This window comes from uncultured Erythrobacter sp. (assembly GCF_947502395.1).
Taxonomy (GTDB): domain Bacteria; phylum Pseudomonadota; class Alphaproteobacteria; order Sphingomonadales; family Sphingomonadaceae; genus Erythrobacter.
This window is the reverse complement of record NZ_CANMZM010000001.1, coordinates 849,631-865,221: the sequence shown is the minus strand read 5'-3', so window position 1 is coordinate 865,221 and position 15,591 is coordinate 849,631. Positions and strand designations below refer to the sequence as shown.

Below are 15,591 nucleotides of genomic sequence, written 5' to 3'. Positions count from 1 at the left end.
CTCCCAGTTTGTGCGTACCATAACGCGTGCGTTTCGTTGTGAAACCCAAATTTCTCCAGACGCAGCACCTGAGCTTGCATTTGCATAAGCGCCGCGCCATCTGCTTGACCCATGACTGACACGCCAAAACAGCCTCCCCAAAAAACACCTCCAATGAAAGCCGCGATTATTCCGGTGACACCTTTGCAACAGAACTGCTCGCTCATCTGGTGCACCAAGACGATGAAGGCGGCGCTGACCGATCCGGGTGGGGACTTGCACAAGCTAAAAGACGGCATCGCCAAAGCGGGCGTGACGCTTGAGAAAATCCTCGTCACTCACGGGCATCTCGACCATTGCGGTCAGGCGGGGATGCTGGCTGAGGAATTAGGTGTGCCTATCGAAGGCCCGCACAAGGATGATTTGTTCTGGATTGAGCAGCTGGACAGCGACGGCGCGCGCTATGGCATGGAAGCCAAGAGCTTTACCCCTGATCGCTGGTTGGAGCAGGGCGATACGGTGACGGTTGGCGAACTCACCCTCGATGTGATCCACTGCCCCGGCCATACGCCTGGCCACGTGGTTTTCGTTCACGGACCGAGCAAGTTTGCGATTGTCGGTGACGTACTTTTCCAGGGCTCGATAGGGCGCACCGACTTCCCGCGCGGCAATCATCAGGACCTGATCGATTCGATCACGCAGCGCCTGTGGCCTTTGGGAGAAGACATTACCTTTATCCCGGGCCACGGCCCTACCAGCACTTTTGGCCGGGAGCGTAAGACCAACGCGTTTGTCTCTGACTACGCGCTGAGTTGAGCCTGCGCGCAGCGGATGGCGCGTGCATCTCGTCTTACATTACTCCAGCAGCAATTAGCGTTGCGACAACGGCCAGGCCTAACAGGGTCAGCATCGACACAAGTGTACCAATCATGCGCCCGACCTGCAGCGAACCGCCGTCCATGCCGAAACCATGTGCGATGCGTCCAATGATGAAGAGCCCCGCGACCCACGCGAGCCAGGGTTCGCCGCGCCCTGATAGCTCGATTGCAGCGACAAGGATCAGCACAAACGGAGCGTTCTCAACAAAATTGGCCTGAGCGCGCATCCGGCGGATGAGATTTTCGTTGTCCTCGTCTCCTACCGAAATTTTCTCCGCCTGACGTACAGCGCCAATGCGCAGCATCAGCCAGATGTTAAGTATTGCTGCCGCAGCAGCCGTCGTCAGCGTAACCGGAAGAAGTTCCATCGAAGCGATCCCCTCGTTTTCTATCGTGTTCTTGTTTAGTTTTGATCCGCAACCAAACTAGAGCGGAAGAGCGTTGCTGACAACGTTTCTTGGCACTCTAGACTTGCGCGCGTTTCGCGAGGCTTGTGCTTGCAAGCTGAGAAATTTCCGCTATAGCGCGCGCCTTCCCGCCGCTTCTGGCCAGGACCCGCCCGCGTAGGTGTAATTGACCTTGTGCGCATGGCGGCCTTGCCGTAAGGGCGTCACCGAAACACTTGGGAAGCGCAGATTTTGGCGCTTTCTCGCGATTATTATTTGAGGAAATGGCTGAGCCATGGCTGTCCCTAAGAGAAAAGTATCCCCGCATCGCCGTGGCAACCGGCGCGCACACGATTCGCTGAAAGTTGAAGCTTTCACAGAATGTTCAAACTGTGGCGAACTCAAGCGTCCGCACACAATGTGCCACCACTGTGGTTATTACAACGGCCGTCTGGTGCTTGCCCCTAAGGGCATTTGAGCCGTCATTAAAAAAGGACATTGCGCATGACCCTCCCGCGTATCGCCATTGATGCGATGGGCGGCGATGAAGGCGTGCGCGTGATGATCGAAGGCGCTGCTCTCGCACGCCGCGAGCATGAAGGTTTCAACTTCCTGCTCGTCGGCGATCAGACTCGGATAGAGCGCGCGTTGCAAAGCCACCCGGGCATGGCGGGTGCTTCGGAAATCCTTCACTGCGATGATGTGATCAGCGGCGATGAGCAGCCATCGCGTGCCATTCGCCGGGCCAAGACCACCAGCATGGGCCTTGCCGTTAACGCGGTGAAAGAGGGCGCGGCTGGCGCTGCGGTTAGCGCAGGCAACACCGGCGCCCTTATGGCGATGAGCAAGATCGCGCTTCGCACGCTTCCTGGGATTGATCGCCCAGCTTTGGCTGCGCTGATGCCGACGCTAGAGCCGCATGATGTGGTTATGCTCGACCTTGGTGCCAACACCGAGGCAGATGCGCGCAACCTTGTGCAGTTCGCCGTGATGGGTGCAGCATATTCGCGCATTGTCAACGGGTTCGAACGCCCGAGTGTGCGCCTTCTCAACATCGGCACCGAAGAGATCAAGGGCACCGATGCCTTGCGCGATGCTGCGGCCCAGTTGACCGAAGCCACCGCGCGCGATGATGGTGGCCTTGCTCTCCAGTTTGATGGTTTTGTTGAAAGCGACAAGATCAACCGCGGCGAGACTCATGTGGTCGTCACCGATGGCTTCTCCGGCAATATTGCACTTAAAGCGATTGAGGGCTCGGCGCGCTTCGTGACCGATCTTTTGCGACAGGCCTTCACTAGCTCGTTGCGCTCCAAGATCGGCTTTCTGGTGTCGCGCCCCGCAACCGAATTGCTGCGCCACCATCTCGATCCTAACAATCACAATGGGGCGGTTTTCCTCGGCCTCAACGGGGTTGTTGTAAAAAGCCATGGCAGCGCGACTGCGAAGGGCGTTGCTCAGGCGGTGAATGTAGCGGCGCGCCTTTTGGAGGATCGCCTGATCAACAGGATTGCGGATGATCTTGGCAGATTGGGCGAAGAAGCCTTGAAACGTAACGGAAACGGGCCGAAAGCAGCTCCCAACGAAACGTGATGTAAACCAGCGGAGAGGGCTGTGTGACAGGATCAAGAGTGCCCAGTTCCCGAATCACGGGCTCGGGCTCGGCCCTGCCGAAGCGCGTCGTCACCAATGCCGAAATGGCCACGATGGTTGACACCTCAGATGAGTGGATTGTCGAGCGGACCGGCATTCGTCAGCGTTACATCGCAGGCGAAGGCGAAACCACGTCTACCCTGGCGATTGAAGCGGCGCGCAATGCGCTGGATGATGCGGGACTGACATCGGCCGACATCGATTTGATCGTGCTTGCAACCGCGACTCCTGACAACACCTTCCCCGCGACAGCCACAAAGGTTCAGCATGCTTTGGGATGCCATGGCGGAATCGCCTTTGATGTAGCGGCGGTGTGCTCGGGCTTTCTCTATGCGTTGACTACGGCCGACTCGTTGCTGACCACAGGTATGGCGAAGCGCGCATTAGTTATCGGCGCAGAGACATTTAGCCGCATCCTCGATTGGGAAGACCGCACCACATGCGTTCTTTTCGGCGACGGCGCGGGGGCTATTGTGCTGGAATCGCCGGATGTATCCAATCCAGCTCAAGAAGGCGGTCCGGGCGTTTTGGCGAGCCGTCTTCATGCCGACGGTGCACAGCATGATTTGCTCTATGTTGATGGCGGACCTTCGACCACGCAGACCGTTGGACATCTGCGGATGCGTGGGCCTGAAGTGTTCAAACATGCGGTGGTGAATCTCGCCAGTGTCCTCCATGAGGTCATTGAAGATGCTGGCATTTCTTCTGATCAGATTGACTGGATCGTTCCGCATCAAGCGAATAAACGCATCCTTGATGCCACCGCGCGCAAACTCAAGATCGGGCCAGAACGCGTGGTGGTGACTGTTGACCAGCATGCGAATACGTCTGCTGCTTCCGTGCCGCTTGCATTCGATACAGCTCGCAAGGATGGGCGGATCAAACCGGGTGATCTGGTGATGATGGAGGCCATGGGCGGTGGCTTCACCTGGGGGGCAAGTCTTATCCGAATGTGATCGAAGACAGCATGAAACTGCCACATTTGCATCGTAACAAAAGTTAATTTGCGCGCGCTCGAGAAAAGCCTTATACTGCCATGGTTTAATGGGATCGCGCCGGTTAAGGAGACCTCCATATGATGCGTTCGGTTGGCACATTGACCCGGGCTGATTTGGCCGAAACTATCAATCGCAAGATGGGCTTTAGCCGGGCGGAATCGCTCGACATGGTTGAGGCTATTCTCAACAAAATGTCTGATGCGCTTGCTGAAGGCGAGAATGTCAAAATCTCTGGATTTGGCAGTTTTGTCCTTCGCGACAAAAATGAGCGCGTGGGCCGCAACCCCAAAACCGGGGTCGAAGTTCCCATTACCCCGCGCCGTGTGCTCACCTTCCGGGCGAGCCAGCTCTTGAAAGAGAAGATCGCCGACGCGTCATAACGCGGGGGCGTTTTTCCAGAGATAGAAAGCGCGAACCATGGTTGATTTTGCAGACGGCAAGGCGAAGAGCGCCTTTCGCACTATTGGCGAGGTCAGCGAGGCGCTGAATATCAAGCCACATGTCCTGCGCTATTGGGAGCAGCAATTCTCTCTGCTCAAGCCGATGAAGCGCAGCGGCGGGAGACGGCTTTACCGTCCAACGGACATTGAAATGGTTGAGGCAATTGACCGGCTGGTCAACCAGGAGGGCTATACGCTCAAAGGCGCCGAAGCTGTCTTGCGCTCGCAAGGCGTGCCCGGCGGGGAACGCCGCAAGAGCGAACGTCGCGAGTATGACCGACGCGATGGTTCGGATTTTACCCCGGGAGAGGAAAAACCAGCCATGTCAGCGGGGTTAAGCGAGTCGCCCGCCATGGAAGAGAGTATCGCCAAGTTGAAAGAGATCAGAGCTCGGCTGGCGCAGGCTATCGAAGCTTAGAATCCAGCCAACTGCCAAATGTGGCAGTTACTCCGCTGCCATCAATTCGGCTTCACCCAGATCCACGCTCACAAGGCGCGAGACGCCTTTTTCGGCCATGGTTACCCCGAACAAGCGGTGCATTCGGCTCATCGTCACCGCATTGTGGGTGACGATGAGATAGCGTGTCTTGGTGGTGTTTACCATGGAATCAAGCAGGTCGCAGAAGCGTTCGACATTGGCATCATCAAGCGGCGCATCGACCTCATCAAGCACACAGATTGGCGCGGGGTTCGTAAGAAACAATCCGAAGATCAGTGCGGTCGCGGTCAAAGCCTGTTCACCACCAGAAAGAAGCGAGAGGCTTTGCAGCTTTTTGCCTGGAGGCTGAGCATAAATCTCAAGACCTGCTTCAAGAGGATCGTCGCTATCGACCAGCGCAAGATGCGCCTTTCCGCCCTGGAAAAGACGAGTGAACAGGACCCGGAAGTGGCCATCCACCTCTTCGAAAGCGGCCCGCAGACGTTGACGACCCTCGCGATTGAGATTGCCGATAGACGCTCGCAGGCGGCCCACCGCCTCGACGAGTTCAGCCTGCTCCGAGGCGCTTGTGCCGTGCTCTTCCTCTATCCGTGCCAGTTCGTCGGAAGCGACAAGATTGACCGGGCCAATCCGCTCACGGCTGGCAGTAAGCCGCTCCATTTCCTCGCTCTCGGTTGAAGCGGGCTTCACGTCCTTCTCATCGAATTCAAAGCGCTCGGTCAAAAGCGGGGGAGGGCATTGGAATTTCTCGCCCGAAATGCGCGCCATTTCAGCCTGGCGAGCCTCTTCATTCTCCGCGCGCGCGGCCAGTGTTGCCCTACCTTCGCGTGCTACGGTCAGAGCTTCTTGTGCGCTCGCAAGTTGGCGGTCGACTTCGGCAATGGCGGCTTGGCAGTCGTCCATCTCCCCCTGAGCCTTTTTCAGCTCTTCGGTCAGTCGCTTGGCGATGACATCGCCCTGTTCGATCTCGGCCATCAGGGAGGCGGGCTTTGCCGCGACTACATTGTGCTCTTGCTCAATCTCTTCGAGGCGATAGTTGGCCTCTGCCACGCGCTTGGTCGCTTCACCAGAGCGGGCTTGCCAATTGTTCTTGTCGGCTTCCTGCGCAGCGAGCCGTTCGCGCGCCACAGCGAGACCTTGGTCGTGTGCTGCCAATTCAGCCATCGCGGCCTGGACACCGGATTTCGCGGCTTCGTGCTTGGCTTGTGCAGCGTCCAGCGCTGCACGCCCAGTGTCGGGTGAGGGGAGTGCCGAACGTGCGTCTTCAGCCGCAGCGACTTCCTCCGTAGCCGAAGCGAGTTGCTCATCGAGGTCTGCACTCGATGCTGCGAGTTCCTCAAGCCGTTCAGCGTTGCGTTCGCGCGCAGCCTCTGCCTGGTCGAGTGAACGCAGGGCGGAGCGTTCCGCTTCAATTGCACCAGCAAGTTCGCGCTCCTGCGCCACCAGACCGGTCTGCAATGCGGACAGTTCGTCGCGGGCGGATGTTTCTTGCGCGCTTGCTCGCTCTACCGCTTTACGCAAAGGCGGAAGCTGGGTTTCTAGCTCGGCAAGGCGGTTTGCTGCTTCTAATCGTGCGGCTTCAGCTGAGCCTTCGCCGCGCGCAATAAAGCCGTCCCAACGGCGCAAGTGACCCGCTTTTGTGACCAACCATTCACCCGGATTGAGCGTGCGTCCATCGTCGCTGTCCGCCACATGGACGAGGGCCAGACGCGCGCGCAATTCTTTCGGGCAATCGGTGATGTGGTCAAGGAGACTGTCTGCCACCGGCGAAGGCCCGCCAATGCCGCCGGTCCAGAACCGGCCATCAGGATTGTTCTCAGGCAAGCCCAAAGGCGACTTCGCATCGCGCCCCAGCACTGCGGCAATTGCACGCTCATAGCCTTTGGCGATCCGCACTTTATCGAGCGCTGCTGGCAAGCCCTGGCGGCCCTTTTCGCGCTTGGCCCGTGCATCGCGGTCGCGGACCAAAGCGGTGTATTCGCGCTCAATCCCGGCCAGTTCTGCCTTGGCACTGGCAAGAGCTGTTGCTGCATCATCGCGTGCGGTCTGTAGCTCGCCCTTGCGAGACTGCTGCTCTTCGAGATGGGTGCGAAGACGAGCAACTTTGCTTGCCGCATCATCCGCCGCTTGGCGCGCTGCCACAACATCGGCCTCAACATCTGAGCCATCGGCAAGCTCTGCGCGCATCGCCGCGATTCGCTCACCCTCTCGCTCCAGCCGGTTAAGCCGTGTCTGCGCCTGCTCAATCGCCGCCTCAGCCACGCGCCATTCGGCCTCAACCCCGGCATGGTCCGCGGTCGCCTTGGCAAGCGAGAGCTCGGCGGTACGGCTGGCGCGTTCAGCATCTTCGCTGCGGTTTGCAAGGGATGGGCGCCCGGCCTCCGCCTTCGCCAGAGTATCGCGCGATGCCTCAACCTCGCGTTCGAGCCGGGTTAGGGCTTCTGCTGCATCCTTCGTGAGTCGGTCGGCATCCTGACGGTCTTCTTCGAGCCGCGTTCGTTGTCGTTCCAGATCTTTGAGTCGCGCCTCAGCCGCCTCAAGCTTCTCAGACAGAGCAGCCATGCGGTGGCCATGGGCGCTCGCATCGTCGCGTCGGTCGGCGAGTTCTTCGCGCGCGTCTGCCAAAGTCGCCGCCGCTTCTGCCTGTTGCTTCTGCGCTTCGGCAGCGGTTGCCTGAGCAAGAGTAACCTTGTCCTCTGCCCCTTGCGCGGCCGCGCGTGCCTCTTTTGCCGCATAGGCAGCGTCGCGCCACCTCGCAAAAACGACGCGCGCTTCGGCATGCTGAATCTGCTCGGTAAGCTTGGTGTAGCGCTCGGCCTGTTTCGCCTGACGCTTCAAGGATGCCATTTGCGAGTCGAGACCTGCCATCAGGTCTTCGAGACGCTCCAAGTTCTTCTCAGTCGAGCGCAGCTTGCTTTCAGCATCCTTACGCCGAACGTGAAGCCCCGCGATCCCGGCTGCCTCTTCAAGCATCATGCGCCGTTCAGCAGGCTTGGCCGCGATCACTTGAGCGATTTTGCCCTGGCTCACCAATGCAGGCGAATGCGCGCCTGTCGCGGCATCAGCAAAGGTCAGCGCGACATCCTTGGCCCGCACATCGCGGCCATTCACCCGATAGGCAGAGCCCGCCCCGCGCTCGATCCGGCGGGTGACAACTAGCTCTTCATTCTGATCGTCTGAGGCATGGAGGACCACTTCGGCAAAGGCACGTGCCGGACGCGAATCTGTGCCTGCGAAGATCACATCTTCCATTCCGCCCGAGCGCATCGACTTGGGCGAGTTCTCGCCCATGACCCAACGGATTGCCTCCAAAAGGTTGGATTTGCCGCAGCCATTGGGCCCGACAACCCCGGTCAGGCCGGGTTCAATGCGCAATTCAGCCGGTTCAACAAAGCTTTTAAAGCCTGAGAGTTTGAGCCGACTGATCTGCATAGGTGACTGGGTACTCTTCGCCTCTATTCCTGACGGGCCCCTGCGCGTTGCAGGGTCGCTTCAAGGTCTTCCCAGCCCAGCGCATCAAGCTTTCGATCATTCAGGATGAAAGTTGGGGTCTGGTTGATCTCAAGCTCTGCACCTTGCGCTGTGGAGTTGTCAGCGATGCTCTGGATTTTTTCAGCGTCCGTGAGACACGCGCGCTGCTGGTCGGCAGAGATGCCCCGTGCCGCGAAGAAATCATCGAGTCCGGTGATATCGGCGAAGGCTAGGAACTTCTCCTCAACAGGAAGTCTGTTCGCCGCATCCATCGCTTGCGGGTTGTTTTGTGCAGCGACGATCGGTGCTGCATAATCCTCCCATGCCATGTCTGAGAGAGTTTGCATGTTCTCTTTGGGGCCGCAGCGTACGAGAGTGGCAATCGTCAGATCGATCGGATCGCGCACCAGATTTCGTTGTTCAAAGCTGACCACGCCGGTTGCCACATATTCTTTGATGCCCGGCTTGGCCTGTGCCGCGAAACTCGCGCAGCCACCGCAGGTGTGCGAGGCGTATTCGACCAGCTTCAGTGGCGCATCAGGATTGCCGAGGATGTACCCATCGCTTTCACTGACGGTGACCGTTTCACCCCAATTGGTGCCAGCAGGTGCCTCAATCGGCGCAATAACATCGCCCTCGAGAGTGTCGCCATCGGCCTCGCCACCGCATGCCACAAGGGCAAGAGCGAGAGGGGCGGAGAAAGCTAGTTTCAATGATCTGCGAAACGCGGTCATGATGAGTAAGAATCCTCTGATCTAAGCAAAAAGACTATACGTATGGCCCCGGAGGCGGAAAGAGCTGTGGGCCATGCGCTTGTGCACAAATTGGGGGAATATGTGAATCTATATGAGATTTCACCCGGATTTCTTTGAGAAAAAGCGTTAATCTTACCGCTGTTGAGACGAATTCTGAGGTTTGAAGCGCTCTTCGATCACCGGATAGAGTGTTCCCCACGTGTGCACTTCGCTTAACAATTCGCCATCGAGCGCGAAGCTTGGTGTTGCCGCAACAGCAAATTCTTCACGGTCAGCTGCGCCGTTTTGCACCAAGGCAAGCGCTGCTTGGTCGTCGCCAAGGCATGTGTTGATGTCCATCCGTGACGCGCCGCGATTGGCGAGCATATCGTCCAGGTCGAGAGCGGCCGCCATGCTGATGCGTGAAGCCTTGCTGCCGCTTGCCCAGCTCGCCATCTGGCTTTGCGGAGCAGTTCGCGCTTTTTCGAGCCATTTGTCCTGCTGCAACAGATACATACGGTGACGATCTTTGAAGCCTTCTGCGCCGCCGCACTGAACGAGTAGCGATACGGTCAGGTCAATCGCATTGCGAATAACGGGTCGCACTTCGACACTCATATGACCGGGCGCCAATAGGGCCAAATCAAGCGCCGCTTCGCCCTCGCGCGCAAAATCGGCGCAGTGTCCACAGGTGTAGCTGATCCATTCAATAAGCGAGGCTTCCGCTTTCGGATTGCCAATCATAAAGCCGCGATCGGTCTCGACCACTTCGGCCTGCCAGGCAGAGCGGCGCTTATCGACCATAAATGCGCTGGGCGGGTCTGCGAGCTGGTTCTCGCTAGTGCCGGTTTCCTGCGCCGTTGCGCCGCCGGCCATCGCCAATCCAAGAGCGCTTACCGCTACAAGGGCTGCGCGTTTCAAATGTTTCATTTCTTCTCGTCTTTCCCTTCATCACCCAGGCTTCGCGCGAGCGATTCAAGCACGGTGCGCAGCTCTGGGTCCCCAATATCGCGCAGACTGTCCCCTAACTCCATTGGAATGGGCTTTAGCGACGGCGGCGGTTTGGGTCGTTCTTCAGCAGACGGAGGCTTAACCTCGCCTTGCCGGATTTTCGCGCGTGCCACCGCTTTGTAGCCAAAGAAGCGGTTCACCCGTTCGATGATTTCTGGGAGAACTTGCTGGATCAGTGGAGCATGCGCGGGCTTCACCACCAATTGGAGGATTCCCTCGGATTTCTCTCCTGGCGGAAAGCGTATTGCTTCGGGAGAACAGACCAGCGCGTGGGTAGGACCGACGATTTCGGGCCAACGAGTGACGACCGAGCTCTGCACAAAGCCAAACCGCCTGAATGCAGTGCGACCGATTTCTGGCATCAGGTCGCCGATCGCCTTGGCCCCTTGGCCGCGTGGGCGAGTGAAGTGCTTTCCAGCTTTCCTGCGCGGCTTTTTGGGGGTCTTGTTGTTGCTGTCGCTTCCCATCTCGACAGCGTCCATGCCATAGGCAGCGCGTGACCGCCACCATCTCTGACACGCTCCTCAACTGGTATGACAAGAACGCACGCACGCTGCCGTGGCGCAATCCGCCCGGAGCCGCGCGGCCCAGCGATGACGCGTGGCCTTACCGCGTGTGGCTTTCTGAAGTGATGCTGCAGCAAACAACCGTGGCAGCGGTGAAGCCTTACTTCGAGAAATTCACGAGGGTTTGGCCGACAGTCTTCGATCTTGCCAAGGCGAGCGATGATGATGTCATGGCGGCATGGGCTGGACTTGGATATTACTCGCGGGCGCGCAATCTGGTGAAGTGTGCGCGGGTGGTTGCGGAACGCGGCGGTTTTCCAGAAACCGAAGCCGATCTGCTCAAGCTGCCGGGGCTGGGGGCCTACACGGCCGCTGCCATTTCCAGCATCGCCTTTGGCCACAGGGCCGTCGTGGTCGATGCCAATGTCGAACGAGTGGTCTCCCGTTTGTTCAACATTGATGAACCTCTCCCCGGTGCTCGCAAAGCCATTCGTGCGCAGGCTGAAACAATCACGCCCCAGTCTCGGGCCGGTGACTTTGCGCAGAGCATGATGGATCTGGGCTCGCAAATTTGCACCAGCAAAGTGCCCCGCTGCTTGCTGTGTCCTGTGTCGAATGTTTGTGAGGGGCGGTCAACTGGCGAGCCCGAGCGCCTACCCGTCAAACCGCCGAAGAAGGCAAAACCCGAACGCCGAGGAGCCGCTTTTTGGATCGAGCGTGAGGGATCAGTTTGGCTCGTCAAACGCCCTGGCACAGGCATGCTGGGCGGGATGCGCGGTCTGCCTGATGATGGCTGGAGCGCGCGCAGCGATGGATCGGGGGAAGCACCGCTACAAGGCGATGCAACAAGTCTGGGAGCAGTGCGGCACACTTTCACTCATGCGCATCTGACGCTGGAATTGCATGCGATTGAAGGAGCGGCCCCTCCGCAGGGTGAGGGTGAATGGTGGCCTCTCGACACGCTCGAAGAAGCGGGGCTTCCGACCCTATTCGCCAAGGCCGCGCGGCTGGCGCTGGCGCGAGATTAGATAAAGCCGCCGCCCAGCATCAGTCGCACTGCGGCGATCAGAAAGACGACGATACAGAAATTGCGACCCCCATCGCTTGATGACAGAGCGCCGAATATGATCCCGACCACGATCAAAGGCATCGCAAGCCAATTGCCCCATCCCAGAAACGGAATGGTCGCAGGGATAACGATGACGAGGCTGATCAGCCCGAAGACATAAGCGAGTAAGTTTCCCATGTGTGTTATGTGGGTACTACACTTAATTTAGTCAAGCCCCACTTCACCCAGTCTCACTTAACAACGTAATTGACGGTTCAGTTTTGCTCCCCCAAGAGATGTGCAAACGCAAGCCGTTATCATTCCGGAGAGACACCTTTGGCCTATCGCAATTTCGCAAATCCTGAACTTTCCCGCCGCTCCCTGTTTCGTGGCGGTGCCTATGCCGCCGCTGGTGCAACGCTTGCGACCTTGCCTTTTGGGCGCGAATTGCTTGCTCACAGTGTTGATGAAAGCTGGCCTAATGTCGCGGCATTGGCGAAGAAGTACATCGATGAGCGCAAAGTCGCTCAGATGTATCTCACCTTTGGTTGGGGCCAAGAGGATCATGCGCACCACGTGGGCGGGGGCACTCTGGCGTTGAACTCTGACGTAGAGGTTGATGAGAACTCGCTCTACCGCATCTATTCCATGACCAAGCCGGTGACCGGCATGGCGGCGATGATCCTGATCGACGAAGGCGTGATGGGCCTTGACCAGCCGATCCATGAGTTCTTGCCAGCATATAAAGATATGATGGTGCAGGTCGAGTATGATGGCGCGATCACCGAAGACAATCTTGAGCCGGCCAAGTCGCATATCACCGTGCGGCACCTGCTGACGCATACAGCGGGGATCGGTTATGGAATCATCCAGCAAGGGCCAATCGTCCAAGCGTATAATGAGGCAGGAATCATCGCCGGACGCGTCTCGCGCCTGCCCATTCCCGGCATCTTCCAAGGTGCACCGGTTGGTAGCCTCGAAGCCTTTGCCGATGGCTTGGCTCAGTTCCCACTGGTGCTTCAGCCGGGCACCAAATTTAGCTATTCAATGAGCCTCGATCTACTTGGCCGGGTTATCGAAGTGGCAGCGGGTCAGCCGTTTGATCAGTTCCTGAAAGAGCGCATCTTCGATCCTTGCGGCATGGACAGCACCTACTTCCAAGTGCCGTCCGCCGATGTGGGTCGACTGACAGACAATTACGGCATTTTGAACGGCAATGCGTTCCCAATCGATCCAGCGGCAACATCGATCTATCTCGATGAGGCTCCCTTCCCAACCGGAGGGGCAGGGCTGGTTTCTTCGCCCAAGGACTATGATCGCTTCCTTCGCATGCTGCTTGGCTACGGAAAGCTGGGCGAAACCCGTGTGATGAGCGATGCAGCCGTGCGCAAGGGCGTCTCGAACCTCTTCCCCGAAGGCACCGATCTTGCCGGCACCTGGATGGAAGGTCAGGGACACGGCGCTGGTGGACGTTCTGTTAACGGCACATTTGGTTGGGGCGGGGCAGCCGGCACGCTGGCAGCAGTCGACTACAATCTGGGATTGCGAGCGTGCCTGTTCACGCAATATATGCCCACCGATGCTTATCCCATTCGAGACGAGTACCTTGCCGCGCTTGAGGCTGACACAGCAGCGATGCGCGCCAAGAAGGCCGCTTAATGGCTGGATCATTGCCGATCGCCTTTTCGGGCTCGCCGCTCGACCGAGCGGACAACATTCGCGCTGACCGCGATGCGCTTGGCGCGCTGATGAATTGGAAGGCAAAATTCCTTCTGCTCGACCAGTTGATGCCGCTGCTCGATGATGCGGGGCGCCTCTCTTGGGGTACTTTGGCCGATGCACCAGAAGACGCTGAGCTGGTGTTCCTCGGGCTTGATCGCAGCGATGGTGGGGAAAAGGCGTGCTTTGCTGCTGTCCCTGCTGAAGGCGATGCTGCGCCGCGCATGGCGAACCCTCGGCTTTGGGCTCTCATGTCGAACCTCGATCCGGGGGATCTCGCGCTTTACGGCGGAGCGAGGAGCCTTATCGATTGGCACGCGCGTCACCGACATTGTGCACAGTGCGGCGCGCCCACGAAGATCGCTAAGGGCGGCTGGCAGAGAAACTGCGACAGTTGCGGGGCCCAGCATTTCCCTCGCACTGATCCTGTCACGATCATGCTCGCCGAATTTGAGGGCAAGCTCATGCTCGGACGTGGTCTTGGATGGCCCGAGGGGCGCTTTTCCGCTCTGGCGGGCTTTGTCGAGCCGGGAGAGACAATCGAAGAGGCCGTAGCACGAGAAGTCTTTGAGGAATCGGGCGTGCGGGTGCGCGATGTTGAGTATGTCGCCAGCCAGCCGTGGCCTTTCCCAAGTCAGCTGATGATCGCTTGTCATTCTTACGCCGATGACGATGCGCTGGTGATCGACGAGACCGAAATGGCCGAGATCAACTGGTACACAAGAGAAGAGGTAGCCAGCGCGCTTAAAGGCGAAGGTCCTTTCGTTGCGCCTCCACCGCATGCGATTGCGAATAATTTAATGCAATGGTGGCTGGAGAAAGAGGCATGAGTGCAGAGCGGTTGACGATCGATATCTACTCAGATGTGATGTGCCCATGGTGCGCGATTGGCTACGGGCAATTGCAGCAGGCCTTGGGGCAGCTTGAGGGCGAGGTCGAAGCCGAAATCCGTTGGCGTCCGTTCGAATTAAACCCCGACATGCCGCATGAGGGCGAAGAGCAAGAAGCGCATCTCCAGCGTAAATATGGCCGATCTGCCGAAGAAGGCGCGAAGGTGCGCGGGCAGATGAAGTCGATTGCAGAAGGAGCCGGGGTAACGCTCACTTACGAAGGTGATGAAGACCCTGCACCGCCTGCGATGATGTGGAACACCCGCGATTGTCACAAGCTTTTGGGGTTGGCTCTAGAACAGATGGGGCCTGAGGTGCAGACGCAGCTTAAGCTTGCCCTATTCAAGGCGCATTTCAATGAGCGCAAAGATCTGTCGGACTACGAGGTGCTGCTCGATATTGCGGCTAGTGTTGGCGTGCACCGCGAAGCTGCTAAAGCCGCGCTGGATGACACAGATTTAGAGGCCCGCGTTATCGCTGAAGAGCGCCAAGCCTGGGACCACAATATCTCCGGCGTGCCCGCCATGATCATCAATCAGAAATTCATGGTGCCCGGCGCGCAGGGGCCAGAGACCTATGTTAATGTGCTAAGGCGAGTGGTCGAAAAGAGCAGGGCCTGACGGGCTCTAGGCAAGGGGCGCATGAGCGAATTCAACCCGAAAACGGCGGTGATCACTGGCGGAGCCAGCGGCATCGGGCTCGGGCTTGCGCGCGGATTGGTGGCCAGCGGGCTCAAGGTGCTGATCGCGGACTTGCCCGGCGAAAAGCTCGATGCGCTGAGCGCGGAAGATTTCGCGACCCAGCCCTGCGACGTTTCTGATCTTACGCAGGTTGAGGCTCTGGCCGATACGGCTTTCTCAACCTTCGGGACTGTTGATCTTCTCTTCAACAATGCCGGTGTAAACGGGCCAAGAGGAAGGCTTTGGGAAGTCGATCCTACTGAAGCGCGTGCGCATTTCGACATCAACTATTGGGGCGTGTGGAACGGTTGCCGCGCCTTTGCACCGCGCATGATCGAACAAGGGAGCCCGAGCGCAATCTACAACACGGGAAGCGAGAACAGCTTCTTTTGCGCGGTTCCTCAGACAGCGGCGTATATCAGCGCAAAGCACAGCGTTCTCGGCCTCACAGAGAGCTTTCGCGAAGATCTGCCTGAGCACGTTCGTGCAGGCACGATCATTCCCGGCTGGGTGTTCACCGGGATAGGCTCCGAAAAGCTGATGCGCCACGGAATGCCGGTCGAAGACTATATCGACATCATCCTGCCCCAGATCATGGCGCGCCGCCGCTTTGTGGTAAGCCACGGCTACAATGAGGTTCGGATTGCGGAACGAACGGACGAGCTAAGCGCTAGTTATTCCAAACACGCCCTTCCGCCTGAGGAAGATGCGAAATACGATGTGCGCCTGACCATCGCTAAGATGATGCAGGGTTAGGCCGGA

At 58.4% G+C, this 15,591-nt stretch carries 17 protein-coding genes; 11 read left to right on the top strand and 6 right to left on the bottom strand.

What is annotated here, in order from left to right; translation table 11 throughout:
- Nucleotides 1-153 precede the first annotated feature (153 nt).
- On the top strand, nucleotides 154-795 hold the full coding sequence (locus Q0778_RS04195; RefSeq protein ID WP_298334872.1) for an MBL fold metallo-hydrolase: 642 nt from the start codon (nucleotides 154-156) through the stop codon (nucleotides 793-795).
- Nucleotides 796-829: 34 nt separating this feature from the next.
- Here the strand turns inward: Q0778_RS04195 and Q0778_RS04190 are convergent, their stop codons facing one another.
- Complete coding sequence (locus Q0778_RS04190; protein ID WP_298304019.1) at nucleotides 830-1,225, bottom strand: MAPEG family protein; 396 nt, start codon at nucleotides 1,223-1,225, stop codon at nucleotides 830-832.
- A 313-nt stretch (nucleotides 1,226-1,538) separates the two neighbouring features.
- On the opposite strand from Q0778_RS04190, the gene rpmF reads away from it, so the two are divergent.
- The 5 genes from rpmF to Q0778_RS04165 all read left to right on the top strand — a co-directional run bounded on the left by rpmF (nucleotide 1,539) and on the right by Q0778_RS04165 (nucleotide 4,749).
- Nucleotides 1,539-1,721, top strand: coding sequence for a 50S ribosomal protein L32 (gene rpmF / locus Q0778_RS04185; protein ID WP_298304020.1), 183 nt, complete (start codon nucleotides 1,539-1,541; stop codon nucleotides 1,719-1,721).
- 26 nt (nucleotides 1,722-1,747) lie between these two features.
- The gene (gene plsX, locus Q0778_RS04180) at nucleotides 1,748-2,833 is read left to right on the top strand and encodes a phosphate acyltransferase PlsX (protein WP_298304022.1); all 1,086 of its coding nucleotides are present in this window, start codon (nucleotides 1,748-1,750) and stop codon (nucleotides 2,831-2,833) included.
- Nucleotides 2,834-2,871: 38 nt separating this feature from the next.
- Complete coding sequence (locus tag Q0778_RS04175; RefSeq protein WP_298304024.1) at nucleotides 2,872-3,849, top strand: beta-ketoacyl-ACP synthase III; 978 nt, start codon at nucleotides 2,872-2,874, stop codon at nucleotides 3,847-3,849.
- Nucleotides 3,850-3,968: 119 nt separating this feature from the next.
- Nucleotides 3,969-4,271 carry an integration host factor subunit alpha gene (locus Q0778_RS04170; RefSeq protein WP_298334241.1) on the top strand — a complete coding sequence of 101 codons (303 nt, stop codon included), beginning with the start codon at nucleotides 3,969-3,971 and terminating at the stop codon, nucleotides 4,269-4,271.
- 37 nt (nucleotides 4,272-4,308) lie between these two features.
- On the top strand, nucleotides 4,309-4,749 hold the full coding sequence (locus tag Q0778_RS04165; RefSeq protein WP_298304028.1) for a MerR family transcriptional regulator: 441 nt from the start codon (nucleotides 4,309-4,311) through the stop codon (nucleotides 4,747-4,749).
- 27 nt (nucleotides 4,750-4,776) lie between these two features.
- On the opposite strand, the gene Q0778_RS04160 is transcribed toward Q0778_RS04165, so the two are convergent.
- The 4 genes from Q0778_RS04160 to Q0778_RS04145 form a co-directional block, all read right to left on the bottom strand.
- Nucleotides 4,777-8,202 carry an AAA family ATPase gene (locus tag Q0778_RS04160; protein ID WP_298334239.1) on the bottom strand — a complete coding sequence of 1,142 codons (3,426 nt, stop codon included), beginning with the start codon at nucleotides 8,200-8,202 and terminating at the stop codon, nucleotides 4,777-4,779.
- Nucleotides 8,203-8,225: 23 nt separating this feature from the next.
- A complete protein-coding gene (locus tag Q0778_RS04155) occupies nucleotides 8,226-8,975 on the bottom strand; it encodes a thioredoxin domain-containing protein (protein WP_298334236.1) in 750 nt (249 codons plus the stop codon).
- 153 nt (nucleotides 8,976-9,128) lie between these two features.
- Entirely contained in the window at nucleotides 9,129-9,905 is a 777-nt protein-coding gene (locus Q0778_RS04150; protein WP_298334234.1) for a thioredoxin domain-containing protein, read from the bottom strand.
- The gene (locus Q0778_RS04145; protein WP_298334870.1) at nucleotides 9,902-10,453 is read right to left on the bottom strand and encodes a DciA family protein; all 552 of its coding nucleotides are present in this window, start codon (nucleotides 10,451-10,453) and stop codon (nucleotides 9,902-9,904) included. Before Q0778_RS04145 ends, Q0778_RS04150 begins: the two co-directional genes overlap by 4 nt.
- Nucleotides 10,454-10,482: 29 nt before the next feature.
- Between Q0778_RS04145 and Q0778_RS04140 the strand changes: the two genes are divergently transcribed.
- A complete protein-coding gene (locus tag Q0778_RS04140) occupies nucleotides 10,483-11,520 on the top strand; it encodes an A/G-specific adenine glycosylase (protein WP_298334232.1) in 1,038 nt (345 codons plus the stop codon).
- Here the strand turns inward: Q0778_RS04140 and Q0778_RS04135 are convergent.
- Nucleotides 11,517-11,738, bottom strand: a complete 222-nt coding sequence (locus Q0778_RS04135) for a hypothetical protein (protein WP_298304037.1) — start codon at nucleotides 11,736-11,738, stop codon at nucleotides 11,517-11,519. The two genes, Q0778_RS04140 and Q0778_RS04135, sit on opposite strands and share 4 nt — an antisense overlap.
- 138 nt (nucleotides 11,739-11,876) lie before the next feature.
- Here Q0778_RS04135 and Q0778_RS04130 point away from each other — a divergent pair, with 138 nt between their 5' ends.
- From Q0778_RS04130 to Q0778_RS04115, 4 genes are read left to right on the top strand one after another with little or no spacing between them, the layout of a single operon-like run.
- The gene (locus Q0778_RS04130) at nucleotides 11,877-13,199 is read left to right on the top strand and encodes a serine hydrolase domain-containing protein (protein ID WP_298334230.1); all 1,323 of its coding nucleotides are present in this window, start codon (nucleotides 11,877-11,879) and stop codon (nucleotides 13,197-13,199) included.
- Nucleotides 13,199-14,089, top strand: a complete 891-nt coding sequence (nudC, locus tag Q0778_RS04125; protein ID WP_298334228.1) for an NAD(+) diphosphatase — start codon at nucleotides 13,199-13,201, stop codon at nucleotides 14,087-14,089. The genes Q0778_RS04130 and nudC overlap by 1 nt, the downstream gene beginning before the upstream one ends.
- Nucleotides 14,086-14,769, top strand: coding sequence for a DsbA family oxidoreductase (locus Q0778_RS04120; RefSeq protein ID WP_298304042.1), 684 nt, complete (start codon nucleotides 14,086-14,088; stop codon nucleotides 14,767-14,769). Before nudC ends, Q0778_RS04120 begins: the two co-directional genes overlap by 4 nt.
- Before the next feature lie 21 nt (nucleotides 14,770-14,790).
- Nucleotides 14,791-15,585 carry an SDR family NAD(P)-dependent oxidoreductase gene (locus Q0778_RS04115; protein WP_298334226.1) on the top strand — a complete coding sequence of 265 codons (795 nt, stop codon included), beginning with the start codon at nucleotides 14,791-14,793 and terminating at the stop codon, nucleotides 15,583-15,585.
- Nucleotides 15,586-15,591 lie beyond the last annotated feature (6 nt).

Coding starts and splice junctions, on each gene's coding strand:
- Q0778_RS04195 (WP_298334872.1), top strand. CDS start 154: ATGAAAGCCGCGATTATTCCGGTGACACCTTTGCAACAGAACTGCTCG.
- Q0778_RS04190 (WP_298304019.1), bottom strand. CDS start 1,225: ATGGAACTTCTTCCGGTTACGCTGACGACGGCTGCTGCGGCAGCAATA.
- rpmF (WP_298304020.1), top strand. CDS start 1,539: ATGGCTGTCCCTAAGAGAAAAGTATCCCCGCATCGCCGTGGCAACCGG.
- plsX (WP_298304022.1), top strand. CDS start 1,748: ATGACCCTCCCGCGTATCGCCATTGATGCGATGGGCGGCGATGAAGGC.
- Q0778_RS04170 (WP_298334241.1), top strand. CDS start 3,969: ATGATGCGTTCGGTTGGCACATTGACCCGGGCTGATTTGGCCGAAACT.
- Q0778_RS04165 (WP_298304028.1), top strand. CDS start 4,309: ATGGTTGATTTTGCAGACGGCAAGGCGAAGAGCGCCTTTCGCACTATT.
- Q0778_RS04160 (WP_298334239.1), bottom strand. CDS start 8,202: ATGCAGATCAGTCGGCTCAAACTCTCAGGCTTTAAAAGCTTTGTTGAA.
- Q0778_RS04155 (WP_298334236.1), bottom strand. CDS start 8,975: ATGACCGCGTTTCGCAGATCATTGAAACTAGCTTTCTCCGCCCCTCTC.
- Q0778_RS04150 (WP_298334234.1), bottom strand. CDS start 9,905: ATGAAACATTTGAAACGCGCAGCCCTTGTAGCGGTAAGCGCTCTTGGA.
- Q0778_RS04145 (WP_298334870.1), bottom strand. CDS start 10,453: ATGGGAAGCGACAGCAACAACAAGACCCCCAAAAAGCCGCGCAGGAAA.
- Q0778_RS04135 (WP_298304037.1), bottom strand. CDS start 11,738: ATGGGAAACTTACTCGCTTATGTCTTCGGGCTGATCAGCCTCGTCATC.
- nudC (WP_298334228.1), top strand. CDS start 13,199: ATGGCTGGATCATTGCCGATCGCCTTTTCGGGCTCGCCGCTCGACCGA.
- Q0778_RS04120 (WP_298304042.1), top strand. CDS start 14,086: ATGAGTGCAGAGCGGTTGACGATCGATATCTACTCAGATGTGATGTGC.
- Q0778_RS04115 (WP_298334226.1), top strand. CDS start 14,791: ATGAGCGAATTCAACCCGAAAACGGCGGTGATCACTGGCGGAGCCAGC.